This window comes from Pseudoalteromonas sp. MM1 (assembly GCF_030296835.1).
In the GTDB taxonomy this organism is placed as follows: domain Bacteria; phylum Pseudomonadota; class Gammaproteobacteria; order Enterobacterales; family Alteromonadaceae; genus Pseudoalteromonas.
On record NZ_AP027922.1, the window covers coordinates 2,722,429 to 2,747,719 of the forward strand.

Annotated in this window: 21 protein-coding genes; 2 read left to right on the top strand and 19 right to left on the bottom strand. The window is 41.0% G+C overall.

Going from position 1 to position 25,291, the window contains the following annotated elements:
* Positions 1-9: 9 nt before the first annotated feature.
* From lgt to rppH, 4 genes are all read right to left on the bottom strand, one after another.
* Positions 10-813 carry a prolipoprotein diacylglyceryl transferase gene (gene lgt / locus QUE46_RS12350; protein WP_286244999.1) on the bottom strand — a complete coding sequence of 268 codons (804 nt, stop codon included), beginning with the start codon at positions 811-813 and terminating at the stop codon, positions 10-12.
* Between the two features lie 10 nt (positions 814-823).
* The gene (locus QUE46_RS12355; RefSeq protein ID WP_286245000.1) at positions 824-1,633 is read right to left on the bottom strand and encodes a sulfite exporter TauE/SafE family protein; all 810 of its coding nucleotides are present in this window, start codon (positions 1,631-1,633) and stop codon (positions 824-826) included.
* A gap of 72 nt (positions 1,634-1,705) precedes the next feature.
* The gene (gene ptsP / locus QUE46_RS12360) at positions 1,706-3,970 is read right to left on the bottom strand and encodes a phosphoenolpyruvate--protein phosphotransferase (protein ID WP_286245001.1); all 2,265 of its coding nucleotides are present in this window, start codon (positions 3,968-3,970) and stop codon (positions 1,706-1,708) included.
* 29 nt (positions 3,971-3,999) lie between these two features.
* The gene (gene rppH / locus QUE46_RS12365) at positions 4,000-4,518 is read right to left on the bottom strand and encodes an RNA pyrophosphohydrolase (RefSeq protein ID WP_004586239.1); all 519 of its coding nucleotides are present in this window, start codon (positions 4,516-4,518) and stop codon (positions 4,000-4,002) included.
* Between the two features lie 565 nt (positions 4,519-5,083).
* On the opposite strand from rppH, the gene mutH reads away from it, so the two are divergent.
* Entirely contained in the window at positions 5,084-5,755 is a 672-nt protein-coding gene (gene mutH, locus QUE46_RS12370) for a DNA mismatch repair endonuclease MutH (protein ID WP_286245002.1), read from the top strand.
* A gap of 219 nt (positions 5,756-5,974) precedes the next feature.
* Here mutH and eno read toward each other — a convergent pair whose 3' ends face one another.
* The 5 genes from eno to rlmD form a co-directional block, all read right to left on the bottom strand.
* Positions 5,975-7,273, bottom strand: a complete 1,299-nt coding sequence (gene eno, locus QUE46_RS12375) for a phosphopyruvate hydratase (RefSeq protein ID WP_286245003.1) — start codon at positions 7,271-7,273, stop codon at positions 5,975-5,977.
* Between the two features lie 113 nt (positions 7,274-7,386).
* The gene (locus tag QUE46_RS12380; protein WP_286245004.1) at positions 7,387-9,021 is read right to left on the bottom strand and encodes a CTP synthase; all 1,635 of its coding nucleotides are present in this window, start codon (positions 9,019-9,021) and stop codon (positions 7,387-7,389) included.
* Between the two features lie 162 nt (positions 9,022-9,183).
* Positions 9,184-9,981 carry a nucleoside triphosphate pyrophosphohydrolase gene (gene mazG / locus QUE46_RS12385; protein ID WP_286247764.1) on the bottom strand — a complete coding sequence of 266 codons (798 nt, stop codon included), beginning with the start codon at positions 9,979-9,981 and terminating at the stop codon, positions 9,184-9,186.
* 1 nt (position 9,982) lies between these two features.
* Positions 9,983-12,139: a GTP diphosphokinase gene (relA, locus tag QUE46_RS12390; protein WP_055015363.1), complete on the bottom strand. Its 2,157-nt coding sequence runs from the start codon at positions 12,137-12,139 to the stop codon at positions 9,983-9,985.
* Positions 12,140-12,147: 8 nt separating this feature from the next.
* A complete protein-coding gene (gene rlmD, locus QUE46_RS12395; RefSeq protein ID WP_286245005.1) occupies positions 12,148-13,473 on the bottom strand; it encodes a 23S rRNA (uracil(1939)-C(5))-methyltransferase RlmD in 1,326 nt (441 codons plus the stop codon).
* Positions 13,474-13,584: 111 nt separating this feature from the next.
* Between rlmD and barA the strand changes: the two genes are divergently transcribed.
* Positions 13,585-16,359: a two-component sensor histidine kinase BarA gene (gene barA / locus QUE46_RS12400; protein ID WP_286245006.1), complete on the top strand. Its 2,775-nt coding sequence runs from the start codon at positions 13,585-13,587 to the stop codon at positions 16,357-16,359.
* A 107-nt stretch (positions 16,360-16,466) separates the two neighbouring features.
* On the opposite strand, the gene pdxJ is transcribed toward barA, so the two are convergent.
* The 10 genes from pdxJ to rpoE form a co-directional block, all read right to left on the bottom strand.
* Positions 16,467-17,198, bottom strand: a complete 732-nt coding sequence (gene pdxJ, locus QUE46_RS12405) for a pyridoxine 5'-phosphate synthase (protein WP_286245007.1) — start codon at positions 17,196-17,198, stop codon at positions 16,467-16,469.
* A gap of 21 nt (positions 17,199-17,219) precedes the next feature.
* Positions 17,220-17,912, bottom strand: a complete 693-nt coding sequence (gene recO, locus QUE46_RS12410) for a DNA repair protein RecO (RefSeq protein ID WP_286245008.1) — start codon at positions 17,910-17,912, stop codon at positions 17,220-17,222.
* Between the two features lie 20 nt (positions 17,913-17,932).
* Positions 17,933-18,865 (bottom strand): GTPase Era, encoded by a 933-nt coding sequence (era, locus tag QUE46_RS12415; RefSeq protein WP_286245009.1) that lies wholly within the window; start codon positions 18,863-18,865, stop codon positions 17,933-17,935.
* Positions 18,855-19,532 (bottom strand): ribonuclease III, encoded by a 678-nt coding sequence (gene rnc, locus QUE46_RS12420; protein WP_286245010.1) that lies wholly within the window; start codon positions 19,530-19,532, stop codon positions 18,855-18,857. Before rnc ends, era begins: the two co-directional genes overlap by 11 nt.
* Positions 19,533-19,534: 2 nt before the next feature.
* Positions 19,535-20,470 (bottom strand): signal peptidase I, encoded by a 936-nt coding sequence (gene lepB, locus QUE46_RS12425; RefSeq protein WP_286245011.1) that lies wholly within the window; start codon positions 20,468-20,470, stop codon positions 19,535-19,537.
* Between the two features lie 16 nt (positions 20,471-20,486).
* Positions 20,487-22,274 (bottom strand): translation elongation factor 4, encoded by a 1,788-nt coding sequence (gene lepA / locus QUE46_RS12430; protein WP_286245012.1) that lies wholly within the window; start codon positions 22,272-22,274, stop codon positions 20,487-20,489.
* 187 nt (positions 22,275-22,461) lie between these two features.
* Entirely contained in the window at positions 22,462-22,911 is a 450-nt protein-coding gene (locus tag QUE46_RS12435) for a SoxR reducing system RseC family protein (RefSeq protein WP_256845357.1), read from the bottom strand.
* Between the two features lie 19 nt (positions 22,912-22,930).
* On the bottom strand, positions 22,931-23,881 hold the full coding sequence (locus tag QUE46_RS12440) for a MucB/RseB C-terminal domain-containing protein (RefSeq protein ID WP_286245013.1): 951 nt from the start codon (positions 23,879-23,881) through the stop codon (positions 22,931-22,933).
* A gap of 4 nt (positions 23,882-23,885) precedes the next feature.
* Positions 23,886-24,512, bottom strand: a complete 627-nt coding sequence (locus QUE46_RS12445; RefSeq protein WP_286245014.1) for a sigma-E factor negative regulatory protein — start codon at positions 24,510-24,512, stop codon at positions 23,886-23,888.
* Position 24,513: 1 nt separating this feature from the next.
* Positions 24,514-25,095, bottom strand: a complete 582-nt coding sequence (rpoE, locus tag QUE46_RS12450; protein ID WP_004586222.1) for an RNA polymerase sigma factor RpoE — start codon at positions 25,093-25,095, stop codon at positions 24,514-24,516.
* Positions 25,096-25,291 lie beyond the last annotated feature (196 nt).

Sequence of the window (25,291 nt, forward strand, 5' to 3'; positions counted from 1 at the left end):
TATGTTTTACTATGCCTTTGCTGCTGTTACAGGTTGCGGTTTTTTATACGCCCAAATTAATAGCCCTAGGCCACCAATTATCATAGGTAAAGAGAGTATTTGCCCCATTGAAATAAAATCGGCAAATAGGCCAAGCTGCGCATCGGGTTGGCGGAAGTATTCAATACAAAATCTAAATACGCCATACCCTAATAAAAATACACCGGCTACGCTGCCTGCAGGACGAGGCTTTTTAATAAACCATATTAAAATTAAAAACAGGACTAGCCCTTCAAAAAAGGCTTCGTATAACTGTGATGGGTGACGCGCTAGCGGCCCACCCGTTGGAAATACCATTGCCCATGGCACATCGCTTACGCGGCCCCATAGTTCGCCATTTATAAAGTTACCAATACGCCCTGCTAATAACCCCACAGGTACAAGCGGCACGACAAAGTCGCCCACTGCAAACAGTGATTTTTTACGGGTTTTTGCAAAAAGTATAATAGCGGTTATTACACCTAACGTACCACCGTGGAAGGACATTCCGCCTTGGTCGATTCTGAATAAATAAAATGGATTTTCTAAAAAGTAGCTAAACTGATAAAACAATACGTAACCAATTCTACCGCCTAAAATAACCCCTAGCATGCCGTAAAAAAGCAAATCGCTTACTTGCTCTTTAGTCCAACCAGAGTTAGGTTTTTCGGCTTGACGATTAGCAAACCACATCGCAAATGCAAAACCAATTAAATACATTAAACCGTACCAACGTACGCTTAGCGGTCCAACAGAAAAAATGATTGGATCGATTTGAGGAAACTCAAGTGCCATAAATTAACCTTTAACTAAAAACCATTTTAAGTGCGATGAGCACAAGCAACACCGCGAAAATTTTCTTTATTATAGTAACAGGTAAATAATGAGTTGCTTTAGCCCCTAAAGGCGCCACAAACCACGATGTTATTACAATACCAAATAATGCAGGTAAGTATACAAACCCTGCGAACCCGTGCGCTAAATCGGTTACCTGCCACCCTGCGCTTATATAACCAATAGAGCCAAATAGCGCGATAACAATGCCACATGCTGATGCGCACCCTATCGCTTTTTTTATATCAACCGAAAAGTAATTTAGCATAGGAGCAATAAGTGCGCCGCCGCCAATACCTATTAAACCAGAAAGCGCACCCATAAGGGCAGAAATGCTTCCTAAAATTGGCCCTTTCGGTAACGATTTTTCTTTAAGCGGTTTACTGCTTGATGCCAACACCATTCTGCCGGCAATAAACACAACACTCACTGCAAACACACTGCGTAATGCTTGTTCGGGTATTAAGCTTGCGGCAAATCCACTTATTAACGCACCAAAGCCTACACCCGACATTACCCAAGGCGCAATTTGCCAAGGTACATTATCATTTTTATGATGAGCCATTACTGAAGAAGTAGATGTGAATAAAATAGAGGCAAGCGAAGTAGCAATAGAAATAACTAATACGTGATCAGGTGAAGTAACATCAAACATTAGTAATAAGCTACTTAAAACAGGCACAATAATTAAACCGCCGCCTATCCCTAATAGCCCTGCTAAAAAGCCAACTACACAGCCAAGTAGCGCACAACTGGCCACGAGTAAAGCTAAGTCATACATAGTGTTCTCAAATACCTTTTCGTATGCCTATAGTAAAGGATTATAAAGTTAATAGCATCTTTAAGCGCCGCATTATTTAGCGGTGTAGAATAGATCGCCTAATTGGTGTTCAATCATAAAGTTACGCGTTAAGCGCAGTACCTGTTTAGCGTTTGATTGCACTAAGCACTCTGCAAGTAACTGCTGCATATCGTTGATGTTTAAGCGTCTTAAAATCCACTTTACTTTCGTTAACGACGACATGTTCATACTTAAATGCCTATAGCCCATGGCAATAAGTAAAATTGCGCCCTCTGGCTCGCCGCCTAGCTCGCCACATAAACTAAAAGGTAAGCTGTGTTTATTACATTCTTTAGCTACTTTATTTAATACCCTTAACACACCGGGGTGGTATGGGTTAAATAACTGAGCAACGCGCGCATTTGCTCTATCTACAGCAAGTAAGTATTGCGTTAAATCGTTACTGCCTACTGAGCAAAAGTCGACTTTTTTTGCCCACTCATCGAGCATAAATATACTCGAGGGTACTTCAAGCATAATGCCTACTTCTGGGCGCTCTAAACTTTGATTTGGGCACTTTTCGCTTAATTCAAAATAAGCTTGCTCAAATAACGCAAGCGCTTCGTCTACTTCTTCTGTGCCGCTAATCATAGGCAGCATTATTTTTAAATTACCTAAGCCTATGTTTGCTTTTAACATGGCTTTGAGCTGATCTAAAAACAGTTCTGGATGATCAAGGCTTATGCGTATGCCGCGCCACCCTAAAAAGGGGTTTTCTTCGGTAATATTAAAGTAATCTAAAACTTTATCACCACCAATATCTAGGGTGCGCATAATCACAGGCGCTGGGTGATAGCTTTTTAGCACTTCCCTATACCAGTTTTCTTGTTCAGCCTGCGATGGAAATTGCCCTTTTTGCATAAACCATGCTTCGGTACGATAAAGCCCTACCCCATCGCAAATATGCGCACTGCTTTGTTCGGTATTAAGCTCAAGCCCTGCATTGAGCATTAAGTTGATTTGCTCACCATCTAAGGTAACCGACTGTGCACTTTGTTCTGCTAAAAATCGGTTATTGAGTAGTTTATCTTGGTGCTTTAACTGTGCGTATTCATCGAGTAATACCTGCGAAGGAGAAATATATAAACGCCCAGCAAAGGCATCTAATATCATTGGTTTGGCATCAAATTGCAATAAGGGTAAATCTTCAATACCCCAAATAGCCGGTATCCCCATAGCACGGGTTAATATAGAGGCATGGCTATTGGCTGAGCCATTCACACTAACAACGCCGGCTAAATGCCCATTAGGTACTTCAGCCAGCATGGCGGGCGTTAAGGTATTAGCAATTAATATGGTATTGGGCGGGTAATCTTTTACCGCGTGCTCTGTGTTTACAAGGTGGTGTAATACCCTGAGGCCAATGTCTTTTACATCAACTGCGCGCTCTTTAATGTAGGGGTCTTGCATAGCATTAAACTGTGAAATAAGCCGCTCAATAACAATTTTTAAGGCACTTTTTGCACACCAGCCCTCTTGTAACTGTACCTCAACATTGTGGCCTAAACTTTTGGCATCAAGTAATTGTTGGTATACATCAAATACTGCGAGTGCTTCTCGCGGGATTGAGTCACTCAAGGTCATCGATAGGGTATTAAATTCTTTGCGGGTAGCTGCAACAGCTTGTGTAAACAAACGTTTCTGCTCGGCACTATTTGGGTCTCTTTTTAGCTCTATAGATTTAAAATCAAGCTTAGGGAGTACCACAAAGGCTTGCCCAATCCCAATACCTGGCGCACTCGACACCCCTTTGAGCACTGAGGTTTGGTGTGATGATTCGTCTTGGCGTAAAAGCTCTTTTATTTCAGCATGCGCAAGTTGTGAGGCCAGCTGGGCCGAAAGCGTAATTAAAAACGACTCTTCGTCTTGGCTAAAAACCCGCGCCATTTTTTGTTGTACAACAATAACGCCCAATACCTTTTTTTGATGCACCACAGGTACAGATAAAAAGGCATTGTAACCTTCTTCGTTTACTTCAGGGGAGAGCTTAAAACGCGGATGAGATTTTGCAAAAGCAATATTAATGGGCTCTTCACGCTGAGCGACTAAACCAACAAGCCCTTCGGTAAAACCAATTCTAAACTTGCCTACGGCATCGGGGTTTAGCCCTTCGGTTGCCATAAGTACAAAGTTATCTTGGCTGTAGTCGGCAAAATAAATAGAGCAGCACTGGGTTTTCATGGCCTCTTTAACCATTTTCACAAAGCACACTAAGGCACTGTCTAAATTCGCTTGTTGCGAAACAGACTCAGCAATAGTTCTAAGTGTTGCCAGCATTACCTGCTCCTTATTTTATAATTATGCTACTACCTTTTGTGTCGCCACTGTTCTTTATGATGTTCTCTTTTATTAAAAGGCATAGCAAAGGGTGCAAACTCTTTCATCACCCGCCTGTATACATCGCGTTTAAACGACACTACTTGCCTTACCGGGTACCAATAACTCACCCAGCGCCAATCATCAAACTCGGGATGATGTGTTTTAAGCAAGTTTACATCTTCATCTTTACAACGCAGTTTTAATAAAAACCATTTTTGTTTTTGCCCAATACATACCGGACTAGAGTCGCGGCGAATTAATCGCTTGGGTAATTTATAGCGTAACCAATGTTTTGAGCTTGCAACTATTTCTACATCTTCTGGTCGCAAACCTACTTCTTCGTGTAATTCACGGTACATGGTTTGTTCGGGTGTTTCTCCGTCATCAACACCACCTTGGGGAAATTGCCAAGAATGTTGACCGTAACGTCTAGCCCAAAAAACCTGTCCCTGATTATTGCAAATTACAATTCCGACATTGGCACGAAAACCTTCGGCATCAATCACCTTAGTGCCTCATTTGTAAGTCGATTTTTAATGATTGTTCCACATTAGCTGCAATTCGGCAAACACTATTATCCCCAGCCAATAGTAAGTTTACTATTTACACTGTGCATAACGACTTAACGTTAAATTAGCACTGAGTAATTACAAGGATAAAATAACCCTTAATTCACGCAACTTTTAGCAAAAAAAGTAAAGCTATGCCTTGATTATTATATTTAGTGCTATTTACTCACAGCTTGTGTATAACTTTTTATAAACAAGGCTATTTTGCAAACAAGTCCACAATAGAAGATCTAAATACTCGCTTTCTCCACAGATTCTGTGGATAAACATGTTTATATTGTTGTATTTATCCCATGTAGAATTTACTAACTTAATTAAAACTGAATAAGTTGAGTAAAAATATCAAAGGTTGTCAGTCACTTACAGTTAAATTGTGACTTTTTTGAGTGAGCAAAATAGCACCACACACAGTGCGTATAAAAAACAACCAAAAGCAAAGATATCCACCTCAGTGGGGTTTTGCTATCATGCTGCTGTTAATTATTCAAGATAAATGAGTAGCATGCGACCAACAAAACCCCATTCAATTAATGACTTAATGCAACGCGTTAATGCTATTGCCGGATTAACATTAGGCCAACTAGCCTCTCAATACAGTTTTAAAACCCCTGACGATCTATTACGCGAAAAAGGCTGGACCGGACAACTTATTGAATACGTATTAGGTGCTACTGCAGGCTCGAAACCCCTTCCCGACTTTGAAGATTTAGGCATTGAATTAAAAACACTGCCAATTTCGTATAAAGGAAAACCCTTAGAAACCACTTTTGTTTCGGTGACCCCCCTTATAGGCGTAACTGGGATGACATGGCATACAAGCGCTGTGCGTAAAAAGTTAAATCATGTTTTATGGCTGCCTATATTGAGTGAGCGCGATATTGCACCATTTGATAGAACCATAGGCAGTGGTTTTTTGTGGCAACCAACACCTGAGCAAGATGCGCTGTTACAACGAGACTGGGAAGAACAAATGGAGTTGATTGCACTTGGACGAGTGGATGAGATATCAGGCCATTTAGGGGATGCAATGCAAATTCGTCCAAAAGCCGCGAATAGCAAAATTGTGACCGATGCCATTGGCCCAAATGGTCAAATTATAAAAACCTTACCCCGTGGTTTTTATTTAAAAACCAGTTTTACTGGGGCTATTTTAAAGCAGCAGTTTCAGCTTTAATAACGTTTATAAGCTAAGCTCACTACTTTTTATATGCCACTAACGCAAATAGTACAGGGGTTATACCAATCCGCAATAATACTTAATCATTTTTAGGGGCTAAACGCCTAAAAGTTATAACTTATTTAAATTAGCTTAGCAGCCATAAAAAAATCCCCGCTTGTGCGGGGATTTATATATCAACTTAAATAGTTACCTTAACTAAGGTTAAAGTAACTATTACTGGCCTTTAACTTCTTTTAGACCATTGTAAGGTGCTTTAGAGCCTAGCGCTTCTTCAATGCGAAGAAGTTGGTTGTACTTAGCAACACGATCAGAACGGCTCAATGAACCTGTTTTAATTTGGCCTGCAGCAGTACCCACTGCTAAATCAGCAATTGTTGCATCTTCAGTTTCGCCAGAGCGGTGTGAAATAACAACCGTAAAGCCTGCATCTTTAGCCATTTTGATTGCTGCTAACGTTTCAGTTAGTGAACCAATTTGGTTAAATTTAATTAGGATTGAGTTAGCAATACCGTTATCAATACCGCGTTTTAAAATCTTAGTGTTAGTTACGAATAAATCATCACCTACTAATTGGATTTTATCGCCCAATAATTTAGTTTGGTGTGCAAAGCCATCCCAATCTGACTCATCTAAGCCATCTTCAATAGATACAATTGGGTATTGCTCAGTTAGCTCTTTTAAGAAGTAGTTAAACTCTTCTGAAGTGAACTTTTTACCTTCACCTTTAAGGTCGTAAATGTTTGCTTCTTTGTCGTAAAACTCAGATGCTGCACAGTCCATAGCCAGTGTAATATCTTTACCTAGCTCGTAACCTGCGTTTGCTACAGCTGTTTTAATGGCAGCAAGCGCCGCTTCGTTTGATGCAAGGTTTGGTGCAAAACCACCTTCATCACCTACCGCAGTAGAGTGGCCGTCTGCTTTTAATACTTTAGCAAGGCTGTGGAATACTTCAGCGCCCATACGTAGGCCTTCGCGGAAGTTTGCAGCGCCAACAGGTTGGATCATAAATTCTTGAATATCTACAGAGTTATCTGCGTGCTCACCACCGTTGATAATGTTCATCATAGGTAATGGCATTGAGTAAACACCTGGTGTACCGTTTAGGTCTGCGATGTGCTCGTACAGCTCAACTTTTTTAAATTGTGCAGCGGCTTTTGCAGTCGCTAGTGATACCGCTAAGATAGCATTTGCACCTAGTTTTTCTTTATTTTCAGTGCCATCTAAATCTAGCATTACTTTATCTACAGCACTTTGCTCTAATGCATTTTGGCCTTTTAGCGCATCAGCAATTTCGTTGTTAATAAAACCAACTGCGTTTAATACGCCTTTACCTAAGTAACGGGCTTTGTCACCATCACGTAGCTCTAGTGCTTCGCGAGTACCTGTTGATGCACCTGAAGGAGCGGCAGCTCGGCCCCAAGAACCATCAGCTAAATATACATCAGCTTCAACAGTAGGGTTACCACGCGAGTCCATAATTTCGCGACCAATTACTTTTACGATTTCTGACATCTTGATTCCTCTATATTCCCAAAATGGTGAGTTCAGCTAACTTTACTACGTTTTATATCTTTTAGTCAGCCCTTTAGACAAAAAAGCCGTGCAATATGCACGGCTTTTTTTAATTACGAAGACGTTTTTTGATGAGTATGAGCGGCTGCTACAAACCCTTCAAATAACGGGTGACCATCACGTGGTGTTGACGTAAATTCCGGGTGGAATTGTGCGGCAATAAACCATGGGTGATCTTTATTTTCGATAATCTCTACTAGTTTTTTATCTTCTGATAAACCAGTAAAGCTTAAGCCAGCTTGTTCTAATTGCTCTACAAAGTTGTTGTTTACTTCGTAGCGATGACGGTGACGTTCAATAATTTCTGTATTGCCGTACACTTCGTGCACCTTAGAACCCGGCGTTAAATGACATTTTTGTGCGCCTAAACGCATTGTGCCACCTAAATCAGATTTTTCATCACGTACTTCAATGTTACCCTCAGCATCTAGCCACTCTGTAATTAAGCCCACTACAGGTGCTTGTGAGTTACTATTAAACTCAGTTGAGTTAGCATCGGTTAAACCTGCAACATTACGTGCGTATTCAATAAGTGCTACTTGCATACCTAAACAAATACCTAGGTAAGGTACTTTGTTTTCACGGGCATACTTAGCCGCTAAAATTTTACCTTCAACACCACGGCCGCCAAAGCCGCCAGGTACTAAAATAGCGTCTAGGTGAGAAAGTAATTCTACCCCTTTGCTTTCTAGGTCTTGCGAGTCAACGTATTCAATATTAATGGTTAAACGGTTTTTAAGACCTGCATGTTTTAGTGCTTCGTTAACTGATTTGTATGCATCTGGTAGTTCAATGTACTTACCAACCATACCAATTGTTACTTCACCAGTTGGGTTAGACTCTTGATAAAGCACTTGTTCCCATTCAGCCAAATCAGCTTCTGGCGCGTCAAGATGGAAACGACGACACACAAAGTTATCTAGCTCTTGTGATTTTAATAACGCAGGAATTTTGTAAATGCTGTCTACGTCAGGAAGCGAAATAACCGCTTTTTCTTCAACGTTTGTGAACAGTGCAATTTTTGCACGTTCATTGTTAGGCAATTTACGGTCTGAGCGACAAATAAGAATATCTGGCTGAATACCTACAGAGCGTAACTCTTTAACTGAGTGCTGTGTTGGTTTGGTTTTTACTTCGCCTGCAGGGCCTAAGAATGGCACTAGCGTTAGGTGAATGAATAGCGCGCGTTCGCGGCCAATTTCTGTACCTAACTGACGAATTGCTTCAATAAATGGTTGTGATTCAATATCACCTACAGTGCCACCAATTTCTACAATCGCAATATCATGACCTTCAGCACCGTCGTATACACGTTGCTTAATATCGTTTGTGATGTGTGGAATAACCTGAATGGTTGCACCTAAGTATTCACCACGGCGTTCACGACGTAGTACATCTTCGTACACTCGCCCTTGTGTGAAGTTGTTGCGGCTGGTCATTTTGGTGCGAATAAAACGCTCGTAGTGACCTAAATCAAGATCCGTTTCGGCGCCGTCTTCTGTAACGTATACTTCACCGTGTTGAATTGGGCTCATTGTGCCTGGGTCAACGTTTATGTAAGGATCCAGCTTTAAAATGGTAACATCTAAACCGCGGGCCTCTAAAATAGCTGCCAATGACGCTGCTGCAATACCTTTACCCAACGAAGAAACAACCCCGCCAGTAACGAAGATAAATTTTGTACTCATGCGAACCCTAGAATATCAGGAATTAAAAGGAATATAACACCCGAGAAAGAGACTCTGGGTATATCATCAAGACGGGGCGAAATTGTACCAAAACAGCGTTGAGCAATCCAGTTAAAAATAGCCTTTACGCGCACAAAAAATGTTCGTTGATTAACATTAATTTTATTTTGCTTTTTTAATCGCTTCCCATGCCAGCTCCATTTCATCAAGCGTGGCACTCTCTAAGCTTTTACCTTTTGCAATTAAGTAACCTTGCACTTTTTCAAAACGTGCCGAAAACTTAGCATTGGCTTGCCTAAGCAGTTGCTCTGGGTCGCGTTTAACATGGCGAGCCACATTTACTGTGGCAAATAATAAGTCGCCTATTTCTTCTGCTGTATGATCAGATAAAGAGTCGTGCTCAAGCGCTTCTTTTACTTCAAGTACTTCTTCACTTACTTTATCTAGTGCTCCGTGGTAGCTTGGCCAATCAAAACCAAGTGCGGCAACACGTTGCTGAATTTTTTTGGCTTTAGCTAAGCTTGGCATATTAGTGGGTATATCTTGCCAAAGTGAGGCTTTGCTTGGCTGTACTTTAGTTGCGCGTTCTTGTGCTTTAATTGCTTGCCATTGCGTTGCTAATTGCTCATCGGTCAACGCTTGCTTGTTGCTAAAAACATGTGGGTGGCGACGGGTTAGCTTACTATTTAGCTCACTAACCACATCGTTAAAATCAAACAGTCCCTGCTCGTTGGCAAGCTGTGCGTAAAAAACGATTTGAAATAGTAAATCACCCAGCTCATTTTTAAGCTCATTCAAATTACCTGACTCTATGCAATCGGCCACTTCAAAAGCTTCTTCTAATGTATGTGGCACAATCGATTTAAAATTTTGCTTGCGATCCCACGGGCAACCGTTTGTAGGATCGCGAAGCGCCACCATAATACCGAGTAGCTGCTCGAGTGCGTTGGTATCAGCCACTTTATTGGTTTCGTTTGGCACTGTGCACACCTTCAATTTGATGTAGTTTTGACAAAACCCGGTTTGTGCCCGATAGGTCATGCACTTCTATTTGCATAGTAAATACTGCTAACTGATCGGCCCCAACGGTATTGACGTTCATGTTGATCACATTTACTTTTTCGTTAGCCAGTACAGAGCTAATATCGCGGATTAAACCTGAGCGGTCGCTTGCTTCAATTTTTATACTTAGCGCATAAGAGCCGTTTATTTCATCTGACCAACTCACCGATATAACGCGCTCTGGGTGCTGCTCTTTTAAGTTGTTAAATGCATCGCAATCTTCGCGGTGCACGCCTATGCCTCGGCCTTGTGTAATATAGCCAATTATTTTATCGCCAGGGACTGGGCGGCAACACTTAGCTACGTGGCTCATTAAGCTGCCTACACCATCCACCACTATTCCGTTTTTATCGCCGGTTACTTTACTGGGCGCTTTAAAACGAATAACAGGCTCTTCTTCGGTACGGTCGCTTACAAAATTAAGCATTTGATTTAAGCGTACATCGCCTGCGCCTATGGCAACCATTAAGTCATCTAGTTCTTTGAAGTTAAAGCGCTTAATAGCTGGGTCTAAATCTTTGTAGGTTAAATCTAGCTTTTGCAGTTCGTTATCAAGAATCTCTTTACCGGCACTTAAATTTTTATCGCGGTCGAGCTGCTTAAACCAATGATGGATTTTAGCCCGTGCACGCGACGATTTAATATAGCCAAGCGATGGATTTAGCCAATCGCGGCTTGGATTAGGCTGCTTTTGTGTAAGTATTTCGACCTGATCGCCCGTAGATAACTGATGCGTAAACGGTACTATTTTGCCAAATACTTTCGCCCCTATGCAGCGGTGTCCTACATTTGAGTGAATGTAGTAAGCAAAATCAAGCGGTGTAGCGCCAACAGGTAAATCAATAATATCGCCACTTGGGGTAAATATATAAACACGGTCTTCTACAACTTGGTTTTTAAGCTCTTCAGCTAAATCGCCCCCATCGACCACTTCTTCTTGCCATTGTAGTAATTTGCGCAACCAGCTAATTTTTTGCTCATAACCTGAACCACGCCCTGGTAGGGCGCCTTCTTTATACATCCAGTGCGCGGCAACGCCTAACTCAGCATCTTGATGCATTTCGCTGGTACGTATTTGTATCTCAACGGTTTTTCCTTCAGGGCCAAATACCACAGTATGAATTGACTGATAGCCATTTTGTTTAGGTGTAGCAACGTAGTCGTCAAACTCTTTATTAAGATGGCGCCAATTAGTATGAACAATACCTAGCGCGCCGTAACAATCTTGCAGGCGTTCAACCACTATGCGCATTGCCCGAATATCAAACAGCTGATCAAACTCGTAGTTTTTTTGCTGCATTTTTTTATAAATGCTGTAAATATGCTTAGGGCGGCCATACACTTGTGCCTCAATGCCGGCTTCGCTTAGGCGCGCTTTTACTTGCTCAACCATATCTTCCATATAGGCTTCACGAGCAAGGCGTTTATCATCAAGTTGTTTAGCAATGCTTTTATAGGTGTCGGGGTGTAAATACCTAAACGATAAATCTTCAAGTTCCCACTTAAGCTGCCCTATACCTAACCTGTTTGCTAACGGGGCAAAAATATCGGCGGTTTCTTTAGCGGCAATAACACGCTCTTCTTCATCGCCATTTTTTACGTTACGTAAATGGCACACTTGCTCGGCAAGTTTAATTACAACCGCGCGCACATCTTCAACCATGGTAAGTAACATTTTACGAATGTTATCTACCTGCATAGTGCCTTTACCTTGGTGAGATAAAGTACTAATAGCGGCCATTTGTGCAACCCCAGTTAAAAGCATGGCTACATTTTTGCCAAGTTGTGCTTCTACGGTTTCAAGGTCCACTAAGTCGTTTAAGTAGTAATGCGTGAGGTACGCGGTTGCAAGAGATTCTGCATCTAAATTAAGCTCGGCTAAAATCTCGACCATTTCGATGGCCGTGTTTTGCCGTGCTTGGTTGTCACATGTAACACACAATGCTTGCGCTTTGTTTAGTAGCGTTATTTTATCTTGCGATAACGCTAACTGTTTTAGGCTAGTAGCAAAGTCACCTGTGTCGTCCTGCTGATGTGATTGACGTGTAGCGACCATAAAACGCTTTACCTCCGTTGAAATAACGCCATTGTTTCTATGTGTCCTGTATGCGGAAACATATTCATTAGCCCAATTTTAGTAACTTCAAAACCTGCTTGCGAAATAATTGCACTGTCACGGGCTAAAGTAACAGGATCGCAAGAAACGTATAAAATGGTTTTAAACTGCTTTAAAGGAAGTTGCTCTAAAACAGCCATAGCACCGGTACGAGAAGGGTCTAATACTAATACCTCTAGCGACTTATTAAACCATTGCGCTGATTCAATTTTTTGCGTTAAATCAAAACAATGAAAGTGTGCATTAGTAATAGAGTTAGTGTGCGCATTTTGCGTCGCCATTGCAACCGCCGATGTAACCCCTTCTACGCCAATAACCGATTTAGCATGCTGAGCAAGCACTAATGAAAAGTTACCAATACCACAAAATAAATCCAATACCTGCTCGTTTCCTTGCAAGTTAAGCCAATTTACAGACTGCGCTAACATAGCTTGGTTAACTTCATCATTTACTTGAATAAAATTACCAAGGCCAAATTCGAACTTTAAATTAAACTTTTCTAAAAAATAATAAGGCGTAGGTAAGTGAGTTTGCTCTATAACATCGCTGTTGTCTTGCCAAGTAATTAACCACTGCTGTAAATTTGCCGCCTCTTGTACATAGCTTTTGGCTTCATCTGCTATCGCTTTAGTATGGCGAATAACAATAAAGTTCCCAGCTTCGTTTTGACATAACTGTAAATGACTTATACTGTGCAGCGCTTTATATTGATTAATAAGCGTTTCAAAAATACTAAATACGTTAGTAAATGCCTCACTAAGCACATCACATTGCTCAATACTAATCACATTTTTAGAGCTAGGCGCACGATACCCAACTCGCATTTTTTTAGCGGCTTTATCATACATTACGGCAATTCGGGCGCTACGCCTGTAATGAATGGGCTTACTTAGCAAAGGCGCTTGCCAATTTAAGTCGCTTAATTTGGCAAACTTTTTAAATAATTGCGTCACTGCAGTCTGCTTTTCAACCACTTGCTGATTTATATCTAGGTGCTGTAACTGACAACCACCACAATGGTTATAATGCTGACAAAAAGGCTGCGTGCGCGAATCACTTGCATTAATAACCTTAACCAGTTTTGCACTGCTGTATTTGGCTTTATCTTCTATTAGGCTTGCCGTTACTTTCTCATTCGTTAAAGCGCCGCTTACAAAGCACACTTTATTGTTGTGTTTAGCAACGCCCCGCCCTTGATGATCCATGGCCGTAATATTTAGCGTGAGTGTTTGCTGTTTAAGTGGTTTTTTCTTTGCTTTAAAAATTTGCGCCATGCGGCATTACCTTAGTTTTTGTATTACGTATAAGCAAATCAGATGCTTTGAGAATAGCCGTTGAACCGTATATACTCGGTGCATACTAATAATGATAATAACGCTTCCATTATGACCAAATTAGGCTTACGTGATTCTGTTTTAACCTTAACCTTGATCCCCACAGTGATCATTGGTTTGTTACTTGGCGGCTATTTTACAATAAATCGTTACATTGAGCTTGATGAAATTTTATATCAGCAAGGCAGCTCAATATCTGAACCCTTAGCAATTGCGTTAGAGCAGCCTTTACTAGAAAAAAATAAAAAACTGCTTAATCGCTTAATTAGTTACACACACAATAAGCACTCCCCTGCTATTAAGTCGATTGCAATTTTTGATACCAGCAATCAGCTTATTATGACCAGTAACTATCATCGCTCATTTGATGAGCTGACCCAAAAAGCGCAAATTGAAAACCTTTACACAACTAAAATTAATAAATCTGAAGAGTTAATCACGTTCTACACCCCTATTTTTAACCACTCTGCGCCAGTATCAAAATGGGATATTAATGACTTTCAAACTCCGCTTGGCACGGTTATTTTACAACTTAATAAAGACCAAGCCATTATAGGGCAGCAGCGAGCAGTTTTAATTAGCGGCATTGTTATTTTATTTGCAATAATATTGGCCTCTATTTTGGCTCTTAAGCTTAGCCGTATGTTTATGAACCCACTTAATAAGTTAGTACTTGCAACCGATAAACTAGTTGAGGGTAAAAGAGATACGGGCTTAAACGATACCATGATGGGAGAGTTTGAACTGCTGCGTGAAGGACTTAATACCATTGCCCACACTATGGTTATGCAAAAGGACGAAATGCAGAAAAATATTGATCAGGCCACTAGTGATTATCGCGAAACCCTAGAGCAATACGAAACTTCAAATATTCAGCTAACCATGGCCAAAAAAGAGGCGCAAGATGCGAACCGTGTAAAGTCAGATTTTTTAGCCAAAATGAGTCACGAGTTACGTACCCCGCTCAATGGTGTTATTGGCTTTACGCGGCAGTTGTATAAAACACCTTTAAATAAACATCAAAAAGACTACCTCGATACCATAGAGCTTTCAGCCAATAGTTTATTGACAATTATTAGTGATATTTTAGATTTTTCTAAGCTTGAAGCGGGCGCAATGGAGCTTGAATCAATCCAGTTTCAACTGCGCGATAGCGTAAACGAGGTAATGACATTATTAGCTCCTTCGGCGCATGAAAAACAACTTGAGCTATCGATATATATTAACCCGCAGGTACCTGATGATTTAACGGGTGACCCAACACGCCTTAAACAAGTCCTTATTAATTTGTTAAGCAACGCCATTAAGTTTACCGAAAAAGGTTCAATAAAGGTTGATATAAGCTACCGTTTATTAGATGAAGACCGTGCCTCTATTTTAGTCTCAGTAACCGACACTGGTGTGGGTATCCCAATGGACAAACAAGATGCACTATTTACCGCATTCGGCCAGGCTGATTCATCCATCACCCGAAAATTTGGCGGCACCGGTTTAGGCTTAATCATTACTAAACACATTGTTGAGGCTATGAATGGCCGAATAACGCTAAATTCAGCTCCTGGAAGCGGCACCTGTTTTACCTTCAATGGTGTATTTAGATTACCAGATCATACATTTAGTAACGACTTACCTTCTAAATCGCTCATTGGTAAACGCGTATTATATTTAGAGCCACATGAGCATACGCACCACTCGGTGCTTTCTGTATTAAACGAGTGGGAAGCAGTTGTAACGGCCTGCTTTAATGAGGCAGCATTTTTAGATGCCATCAAGCATAAAATGTTTAAATACGATATTTGTATTATTGGTGATATGGCATCGGTAGATGACATGCAGCGTCTTAAAGGCTATGTGAATATGGTTCGCGAGTCGTGCGATTATTTATACCTTATGCTCAATACTGTATCGCATAATATGCGCGAGGCATTTATTGGCAGCGGCGCCGATGCGTGTTTAAGTAAGCCACTTAATCATCGTAAATTATGTGAAGTACTCGCTGCACCTTATCGACTTGATCACCCAACCTTAAATATTGAGCCAAGCGATCAAACCTTATTGCCATTAAAAGTACTGGTGGTAGATGATAACGATGCAAACTTAAAACTTATTTGCACTTTATTAAAAGAACAGGTTGAATTTATAGACACCGCATATAATGGCTCTCAAGCCTACAGCTTAAGTAAAAGCCACAAGTACGATGTTATTTTTATGGATATACAAATGCCGATAATGGATGGCATTACCGCCTGTAAGCTGATTAAAGAGTCTTCTTTAAACGAAGACACGCCTATTATTGCGGTAACCGCGCATGCACTGCACAGTGAAAAAGAGCAGCTATTAAAAGATGGCTTTAAAGGCTATTTAACTAAGCCTATTGATGAGGATATGCTCAGCCAAATTATTTGCGATCATAGTCCGCAATCGCCCGTAACCCGCGACAAAATTAAAAATGTAACGCCTCAAAGCCCTGCTCCATTTGAAAGTAACTGCTTAGATTGGTCGCTTGCGCTACAGCGTGCTGGCGGCAAAGGTGAACTGGCGCTGGAAATGCTTAATATGCTGTTACATAGTGTGCCAGAGACGCTCTCGCAGCTTAACGAGGCTATTGAGCAAAACGATTGCCAAACAGTATTAAGTGTTATTCATAAGTTCCATGGCGCGTGCTGTTATACCGGGGTGCCTAAGCTTAAATCACTGGCAGAAACCATAGAAACCTCACTTAAAAGTGACTGTGTGCTTGATAATGTTGAGCCTGAATTATTTGAGCTACAGGATGAGCTGGAAAACCTCATGGCAGATGCAAGTGTTACCGAGCATCAACGCTAATAAACACGTAATAAAAAAGCGCAGTAAATGCGCTTTTTAACCGGTTTTTATACCTTTTTACTTTATTAAGTATTTCTATGAAATGGCGCGCCACCATAGGGTTAAATTTATAACCTTGCCTCAATCATTAGGCGTTTCATGTCGCGTACTGCTTTTTCAAGGCCATCAATAGCTGCGCGCGCAATAATAGCGTGGCCAATGTTAAGCTCATAAATTTCTGGCATTGCTGCAATCGGTTTTACGTTATGATAATGAAGACCATGCCCTGCATTTACTATTAAGCCTAAGCTTGCCGCGTATTTTACACCCTCTCGAATGTGCTCAAGCTCTTTGTGTAAATCTTCATCATTAGTAGCGTCGGCATAGGCGCCTGTGTGAATTTCTACATACGGAGCACCACATGCTTTAGCTGCATCTAGCTGCGCTTTATCGGCATCAATAAATAATGACACTTTAATACCTGCATCGGTAAGTGTTTTAGTAGCCGCTTTAATTTTATCTATATTGCCGGCGACATCTAGGCCGCCTTCAGTCGTTAATTCTTCACGTTTTTCCGGCACTAAACACACGTACTCAGGCTTTACTTCAAGAGCAATGTTAATCATTTCATCGGTAACCGCTGTTTCAAGATTCATACGCGTTTGAATCGTTTTAGCCATTACGTATACATCACGGTCTTGAATGTGGCGGCGGTCTTCACGCAAATGAATAGTGATCCCATCTGCACCAGCATGCTCCGCCACACTGGCCGCATGTGCTGGGTCTGGGTATGATGTACCACGCGCTTGGCGAAGCGTTGCGATATGATCAACGTTCACGCCTAAAAGAATGTCTTTCATTTTGTTACCTGTAAAATATGCTTATTGAGAGGCCATGAATAATTCACGGCTTTTTAATGGTTTATTACCTAGTAAAGGTTTTAGTAAATAACGGCTTAATTGTTTTGCCATATAGAGTACATCACTTTGGCTAAAATCATGATTAGCAATCGCTTTGAGCTGTGCACCGCTAAACCCTGAGCGTGTATCTTGCTGAATCAAAAAACCCAACTCAGGAAAGTAACTATACGTTTGGCCTTCAACAATTGGCTCACCACTGGCATCAAAGCTAAAATCAACGCCATAACCTAAAAGCTCTAATAACTGAAACTCGTACGAGCGCAGCACTGACTGTAAATCAACATCGGTATTGAGATTTTCGAGGTGAGTTTTGTAAAGCTCGAATACTTGTTCAAGCGGCTCATTTACCGGCACTATGCGATTCGTTAGCTCGTTTAAATAAAAGCCACAGTAAAGTTTATCCTTGGTTAAATATAAAGGATTGCCATGGAGCTCAAATTTATTAATGTATTTTAAATCGTACTTGCCACTGTAATGAACAAGCAGTGCCTGAAAAGGTTGAAGTTGTGCTTTGTGTTTAGTGGCCTGGCGACCACTAATTCTCGCCAGCATTCTAAGCTGGCCTACGCCTTCTACCAGCATATCGAGCATTACTTGGGAGTCGCTATAAGGACGCCGATGTAATAGGTACGCTGTGTAGAAGTCGCTATCCATATTAGTAGGCTAAATACGGGTTAATCTTCGCCATAACCTAAGCTTCTTAAGGCACGTTCATCATCGGCCCAACCCGATTTAACTTTAACCCAAAGCTCTAAAAATACTTTGTTATCGAGCATTTCTTCAAGATCTTTACGGGCTTCACGGCCAATCACTTTAAGCTTTTCGCCTTTGTTACCAATTACCATGCGTTTTTGGGTTTCACGCTCAACAAGAATTAACCCATTGATATGCCAAACACCGTTTTCTTGCCATTTAAACTGCTCAATTTCTACAGTAACAGAGTAAGGAAGCTCTTCGCCCATAAAGCGCATTAGCTTTTCACGAATAACTTCTGCCGCCATAAAACGCATTGAGCGGTCGGTTACATAGTCGTCAGGAAAGTAAAACTCACACGGCGGTAAGCGTTTGGTTACTTCTGCTTTTATTAAATCAACATTTTTACCTTGGGTTGCCGATACCGGCATAATGCCCACAAAATCAAATTTATCGCCCAGCATTTTCATATGCGGTAATACTAAATCGCGGTCTTTTACTTGGTCTATCTTATTAATAACAAGTAAAACAGGCTTACCACTTTGCGATACTTTATTAAGTACCATTTCGTCATCGGCATTCCAGTGAGTACCCTCAACAACAAAGATAATCAGCTCTACATCACCTATTGAGCTCGATGCTGCACGGTTCATTAAGCGGTTAATAGCACGCTTTTCTTCAACGTGTAGACCCGGCGTATCAATATAAACAGCTTGATGCTTACCTTCAGTGTGAATCCCCATAATACGATGGCGCGTGGTTTGTGGCTTACGCGAAGTAATACTTACTTTTTGCTCAATGATTTCATTAAGTAATGTTGATTTACCTACATTAGGGCGGCCAACAATGGCAATCATGCCACAAAACGTATCAATATCCCCTTCATGAGGCTGTATTAAGGTATCAAGATTCATTTTTTAGTATCTTCAATGCTTTTTCGGCAGCTTTTTGTTCGGCTTTACGGCGCGAGCTACCAACAGAAATAATGCTTTCCATACCTTCAACTATACATTCAACCGTGAACGTTTGATTGTGCGCTTGCCCTTTGGTATCAACCACGGTATAGCCCGGTAAAGATAACTTACGCGCTTGTAGATGCTCTTGCAGCAAGGTCTTAGGATCTTTTTGATTAAGCCCTGGTGAAATAGCATCAAGTCTAGATTCGTACCACGCTAAAATTAGCTCGCCACAACGCTCTATATTTGAGTCTAAAAACACAGCACCAATAATAGCTTCTACGGCATCAGCCAACGTTGATTCACGACGAAAACCACCGCTTTTAAGCTCGCCTGGGCCTAAGCGTAAATAATCGCCTAAACCAAACTCGAGACCAAATTCAGCCAGTGTCTGGCCCCGTACAAGCGTAGAGCGCATTCGGCTTAAATCACCTTCACGGGCTTTTGGAAATTTGTCGTACAAGGCGTTAGCAATTACAAAGCTCAAAATTGAATCGCCTAAAAACTCTAAACGTTCGTTGTGTTGACCTTTATGACTGCGGTGCGTCATTGCCTGCTCAAGTAAACCTTGATCAGCAAACTCATAGCCAATTCGTTTATATAATTCTGTTACATTTTTTTTCATTGTTACTGAATATTACCTAGGCGTTCAAAACGAACACCAGTTGGAACCCATCCTGGTAAAACATCATCTGGGCCATTCTCAAATTCAAAACTCATCCATATAAAGACAGCTTTACCCACCAAGTTTTCTTTTGGTACAAAGCCCCAAAAGCGACTATCTTGGCTGTTGTCGCGGTTATCACCCATCATAAAATAATGATCAGCTGGTACAGTCCATTCATCCGAAGGAGTACCGGGTTGCTGATAGTAACGCCCTTTACGTTCAGGCGCGCGTGGGTTGATTAAAATGTCGTGCTTGAGTGTTGTTAAATCTTCATTTACACGGGCAAGCGACATTTGGCCTTGTTTAAACTCATTATCGTTAATTAATTTAAAATCAATTTTATTAAACTCATTACAAAGTAGGTCACCCTGCTGGGTCTCGCCTTCTTTACAATTAGGTTGAATATATAAACGCTTGTCACGATAAACAATCTTATCGCCCGGTAAACCAATAGCACGTTTAATATAATCTACTCGCTCATCTAACGGGTATTTAAAAACAACAATATCGCCGCGCTCAGGCTCGCTTACATCAACAAGCTGACTACGCCATACAGGATCTTTAACGCCGTACGAGTACTTTTGTACTAAAATAAAATCGCCCACCAACAGTGTTGGCATCATTGAACCCGATGGTATCTGAAAAGGCTCAAAAATAAACGATCTAAAAATAGTAATTGCAGCAATCATCGGAAAAATCGATTTTGCCGTTTCTGTAATTGCCGGCTCAGGTGCAATTAATGCCGCTGTTTCTTCATCAAGCTGGCCACCGGCTGAGGTTTGTGCAAGCGCCAAACGCTCTTGCCTTTTTGGCGCATACATTAGGTGGTCAATTAACCATATTAAACCTGAGCCTAATGTTAATAACACCAATAAAACTGAGAAATAACCAGCCATCTATAATCCTTTGTTTTTATTTGCCAACTTTTAAAATAGCTAAAAACGCTTCTTGAGGTACTTCTACATTACCCAATTGCTTCATTCGTTTTTTACCATCTTTTTGCTTTTGCAGTAGCTTTTTCTTACGGCTCACGTCACCACCGTAACACTTAGCAATTACGTTTTTACGTAATTGTTTAACCGTGGTACGCGCAATAACATGTTGTCCTATTGCTGCTTGAATCGCAATATCAAACATTTGACGCGGAATAAGCTCTTTTAATGCATCAGCTAGTTGGCGGCCGCGCGATTGTGCGCTGTCTCTGTGTACAATAATCGCTAACGCATCAACACGCTCACCATTGATAAGTATATCAACACGTACCATGTCAGATGTTTGAAAGTGCTTAAAGTTGTAATCAAGCGATGCAAAACCACGACTGGTTGACTTTAATTTATCAAAAAAGTCCATAACCACTTCAGCCATAGGTAATTCATAGGTTACAGCGACTTGCTTACCATGGTAGCTCATTTTAGTTTGAACGCCGCGCTTTTCTATACACAGTGTTATTACGCTACCTAAAAACTCTTGCGGTACAAGTATGTTTGCCTCTACTACTGGTTCGCGTATTTCTACAATATCATTAACCGCTGGTAAATCAGACGGGTTATCTATTTGACGCGTACCCTCTTTAGTAACAACTTCGTAAATTACCGTAGGTGCCGTAGTAATTAAATCAATATCGTATTCACGCTCTAAACGCTCTTGAATAATTTCCATGTGCAACATACCTAAAAAGCCACAACGGAAACCAAAACCTAGTGCTGTTGAATTTTCAGGTTCAAAAAATAATGATGCGTCATTCAAGCTTAGTTTATTAAGTGCGTCACGGAACGATTCATAATCATCAGAGGCAATAGGGAACATACCCGCATACACTTGCGGCTTAATTTTTTGAAAGCCAGGTAAACGTGCCGGTGCCGCATTTTTTTGATGCGTAATGGTATCACCCACTGGGGCACCATGTATTTCTTTAATACCGGCAATAACAAACCCTACTTCGCCAGTACGTAAAATACCTGTATTAGTTTGTTTTGGGGTAAATATACCCACGTGATCTGCAATATGTACTTGCTCGTTCGACATTATTTTTATTTTGTCACCGGCACGTAGTTCACCGTGCTTAATACGCACTAGTGATACAACGCCTTGGTATGGGTCAAACCACGAGTCAATAATAAGCGCTTGTAAAGGTTGATCTTTCTCACCTACTGGAGGTGGAATATCCTTAACAATCATTTCAAGAACTTCAGCAATACCCACACCTGTTTTAGCACTACATTGCACAGCGTCAAGGGCATCAATACCAATAATATCTTCAATTTCTTCTGCTACACGAAGCGGATCGGCTTGCGGTAAATCTATTTTATTTAAAACAGGGATTACTTCTAAGTCCATTTCAATGGCGGTATAGCAGTTTGCAAGCGTTTGTGCCTCAACACCTTGTCCCGCATCTACAACTAAAAGCGCACCTTCACATGCCGCTAAAGAACGAGAAACTTCGTAAGTAAAGTCAACGTGCCCTGGTGTATCGATAAAGTTAAGTTGGTAGGTTTCGCCATCGTTAGCGGTGTAGTTAAGCGTTACACTTTGCGCTTTAATGGTAATACCGCGCTCACGCTCGATGTCCATTGAATCTAACACTTGCTTTTGCATTTCGCGGTCTGTTAAGCCACCACAAACCTGGATCAAACGATCAGAAAGGGTCGATTTACCATGGTCAATATGGGCGATGATCGAAAAATTACGGATATGCTTCATAAACTGGATTCTAAACTTCTATATTAATAGGCTAAGTACGAACACCTGAGTGACTTGAAAATACTTATTGGGCACAAGTGCTATTTAATGGCTAAATACATTTTAGCTAATCTAATTATTGATTGCCTTTTACCCTGTATTTCCAAGTTACTCTGGTATAAAAAGCCAATTTTACATTTAATTGGCCTTAATCACCATCTATTTGCGTTAAAGGAAGGCTAATTGGATGAATTTTTATCACTTTTACATCATGCCTGAGTGTTTTTACTTTGCTTTTAGCTAAAAAGTAACCACCTACACCACCCAAAGCGGCGAATAATATTTGCCACCCTTGCGCTAAAAGTAGTAATTCTGCACTAATAAATGCAAGCGTTAATCCTAAAAATAAAGGCAACATGTATACAGCAAAAGCATGTTTAACTAAATGCGAATCGTCTAATGACAGCGTTACTTTTTGGCCGACTTCTACAGGCGTATCGAATTGATATGGAAAGGTTTTTTTATCACTACCAAAGAGTTTGGCAAAGACTTGCGAGCCACAGCGGCCATTGCAGCCTTCACAGGCTTTTTTTTGCTGGGCTTCTAAATGGGCAGTGGTGCCTTCTAAGGCTACCACTGTAAGTGTTTGTTCAATCATAACAACCCTTACGAATTGTTTATAATGCGCGAGTCACTGACTCAGCAATTGCCTTTGCGGTTTGACTTGGCACATTACCAACAACAGATACATCAAAGTTTCCGCCATTATGCACATAAATTGTCGTTGCGCCAGAAGTTAATGATCCGCTTAAGCGGCGACCTGGCAAAGGTCGCTGTACAAAAACAGAAATTTCAACAAACCCATCTGAGTATAAAAAATAATCAGTAAGTTCATTATTTAAATCAAGTTTATGGCGGTCTGATTTTAGTAATTTAAAGCCATTAGGTAACCAACCAATGCGCCAGTTTGTGGCATTGCTTTTTTCACCTTCCAGTGCATTACCCGGTAACGGTGTTGGAAAATTACGATTAAGCACTTCTAAAATCATCGGTGCCGGTTGTTCTGTTACACTAATGTGGGTTAACTGTAGCTGCTCTAATGCTTCACCTTGGTGGTTAACATAAGCGGCTTTTAATAGCAGCGATGACTCTGTATCAAGCCAAATCCAATAGTTATATTTGTATTCATCTTTTGATTCTATTCTAACCAATTGCGCCGCTCGCCCTGCAATACGCCCTTTACCACCTAGCACAAAATCATATTGACTGCTTAGCGCTTCAATATCTTTAAATAATACTTCCGGTATTGGCCCTGCAATGGAGTCTGTATTGATAGAATATGGCTGCGATTGCGGTTCAAAGTAGGTTACTTGGTCGTTAATTCTAACCATTTCTAAGCCCGCGCCATTAAGTAAACTTAAATGTTCAAGCTCTGTTTCACCTTGCTTTGCATGAACCCAACGGTAGGGCTCCATAGCTTTACCCTTTACCACCACAAAAGAGGCGTCAAAATTACGGGTATGCACTGCATTCGCCATGTTTAGTAATAAATCTTTGGCGGGGTTTGTGTCGTTAGCAAAAACAGTAAAGCTTACTACTAACGACAGAACAAAAGAGATTACTTTCATTTAATTAGTTTTTTTCCTCTTGCGCTTTGTCACTATTTTGCGCTGTTTGTAAAGAGTGTGCAACACGTGCTTGACGTTGATGCTCTAAAACTAACGCGCCAATGCGCTGTTGCTGTAATTCGCGTAAACCTTGCTCAGCGTTTTCAAGAGCAGGTTCTGATGAATAGCTCACCGGTGATGCCATCCCTGTTAGCGGGGTAGTTTGTAAAAGCGGAATTTCGCTTTCTTGCTCGCCCGCACCTTGCGGTAAGGTATTTACGCCAACAATAGCAAACATAGCGACGCTTGCAGCAATGGCTAGTTGTGCAACCGGCCTGCGCCAATTAAACGCCACTACTTTATTATCTTGCTGCGCTTCACTTTGTTCTGTCTCTGGAGCTTTATTTACTGTCGATTGGGTGAAATCAGCATACACAGGTTCATTTTCAAGTGCTAACGCTATGTTTTCGCTTATATCGATGTGTATGTCGTTGTTATTTTTTTGAGCACGCATCGCATCACCAATTAGCGCATATCGACCAAACGTAGCAACATCCTGATCAGAAATTTTACCCTCTGCAAGGTGTTGTTCGCCGTCAAGTAATGCTGATAACGTTTCGCTATCCAACTTGTTAACGTGTGCTTTTGTCATACTAAGACTCGCCTATTAATGGGTTTAATTTATTATCTATTGCTTCTCGGGCTCTAAAAATACGCGAACGCACTGTCCCTACAGGGCAATCCATTACCACGGCTATTTCTTCATAGCTCATCCCTTCAATTTCTCTTAGGGTAATCGCGGTTTTCAGGTCTTCAGGCAAACTATCAATCGTATTAAAAATAACAGCGCGTACTTCGTCGCTTAACAGTAAGTTTTCAGGCGATGCGTTTGATCGCATCGAGTCCGCACCGTCGTAAAACTCGGCATCTTCAGCGTCTATATCGTTTGCTGGCGGTTTACGGCCCTGAGCTACTAAATAATTTTTAGCACAATTAACGGCAATACGGTATAACCACGTATAAAAGGCACTATCACCTCTAAAGTTTGGAAGTGCACGGTAAGCCTTAATAAATGCCTCTTGTGCTACATCTGCAATATCGCCTTGGTTAGACACATAACGTGATATTAACCCTGCAATTTTGTTCTGATACTTCTTTACTAATAGGTTGAAGGCGTTTTTATCTCCTTGCTGGACCCTTTTTACAAGCGCTAAATCTAATTCCTGCTCGCTCATTCGAGCCGGTACTCCTCTGTTTGATTCTTGCTGGTTATTCATAGTGTCGCCATTGTTCACAAATACTCTGACCTCTTTATGAATAAAAAGTTCTGCTTAATATTATTTTTTTATAAAATAGTCGTAAATATAGGCGCTAAGCCATTAAAATCACTACGTAGTAATATGACAAATATGATACAACTACACTATTAAA

What these genes read in the sequence shown, in the direction of transcription:
- lgt (WP_286244999.1), bottom strand. Translation starts at nt 813, where the DNA reads ATGGCACTTGAGTTTCCTCAAATCGATCCAATCATTTTTTCTGTTGGA.
- QUE46_RS12355 (WP_286245000.1), bottom strand. Translation starts at nt 1,633, where the DNA reads ATGTATGACTTAGCTTTACTCGTGGCCAGTTGTGCGCTACTTGGCTGT.
- ptsP (WP_286245001.1), bottom strand. Translation starts at nt 3,970, where the DNA reads ATGCTGGCAACACTTAGAACTATTGCTGAGTCTGTTTCGCAACAAGCG.
- mutH (WP_286245002.1), top strand. Translation starts at nt 5,084, where the DNA reads ATGCGACCAACAAAACCCCATTCAATTAATGACTTAATGCAACGCGTT.
- eno (WP_286245003.1), bottom strand. Translation starts at nt 7,273, where the DNA reads ATGTCAGAAATCGTAAAAGTAATTGGTCGCGAAATTATGGACTCGCGT.
- QUE46_RS12380 (WP_286245004.1), bottom strand. Translation starts at nt 9,021, where the DNA reads ATGAGTACAAAATTTATCTTCGTTACTGGCGGGGTTGTTTCTTCGTTG.
- relA (WP_055015363.1), bottom strand. Translation starts at nt 12,139, where the DNA reads ATGGTCGCTACACGTCAATCACATCAGCAGGACGACACAGGTGACTTT.
- rlmD (WP_286245005.1), bottom strand. Translation starts at nt 13,473, where the DNA reads ATGGCGCAAATTTTTAAAGCAAAGAAAAAACCACTTAAACAGCAAACA.
- barA (WP_286245006.1), top strand. Translation starts at nt 13,585, where the DNA reads ATGACCAAATTAGGCTTACGTGATTCTGTTTTAACCTTAACCTTGATC.
- pdxJ (WP_286245007.1), bottom strand. Translation starts at nt 17,198, where the DNA reads ATGAAAGACATTCTTTTAGGCGTGAACGTTGATCATATCGCAACGCTT.
- recO (WP_286245008.1), bottom strand. Translation starts at nt 17,912, where the DNA reads ATGGATAGCGACTTCTACACAGCGTACCTATTACATCGGCGTCCTTAT.
- era (WP_286245009.1), bottom strand. Translation starts at nt 18,865, where the DNA reads ATGAATCTTGATACCTTAATACAGCCTCATGAAGGGGATATTGATACG.
- rnc (WP_286245010.1), bottom strand. Translation starts at nt 19,532, where the DNA reads ATGAAAAAAAATGTAACAGAATTATATAAACGAATTGGCTATGAGTTT.
- lepB (WP_286245011.1), bottom strand. Translation starts at nt 20,470, where the DNA reads ATGGCTGGTTATTTCTCAGTTTTATTGGTGTTATTAACATTAGGCTCA.
- lepA (WP_286245012.1), bottom strand. Translation starts at nt 22,274, where the DNA reads ATGAAGCATATCCGTAATTTTTCGATCATCGCCCATATTGACCATGGT.
- QUE46_RS12435 (WP_256845357.1), bottom strand. Translation starts at nt 22,911, where the DNA reads ATGATTGAACAAACACTTACAGTGGTAGCCTTAGAAGGCACCACTGCC.
- QUE46_RS12440 (WP_286245013.1), bottom strand. Translation starts at nt 23,881, where the DNA reads ATGAAAGTAATCTCTTTTGTTCTGTCGTTAGTAGTAAGCTTTACTGTT.
- QUE46_RS12445 (WP_286245014.1), bottom strand. Translation starts at nt 24,512, where the DNA reads ATGACAAAAGCACACGTTAACAAGTTGGATAGCGAAACGTTATCAGCA.
- rpoE (WP_004586222.1), bottom strand. Translation starts at nt 25,095, where the DNA reads ATGAGCGAGCAGGAATTAGATTTAGCGCTTGTAAAAAGGGTCCAGCAA.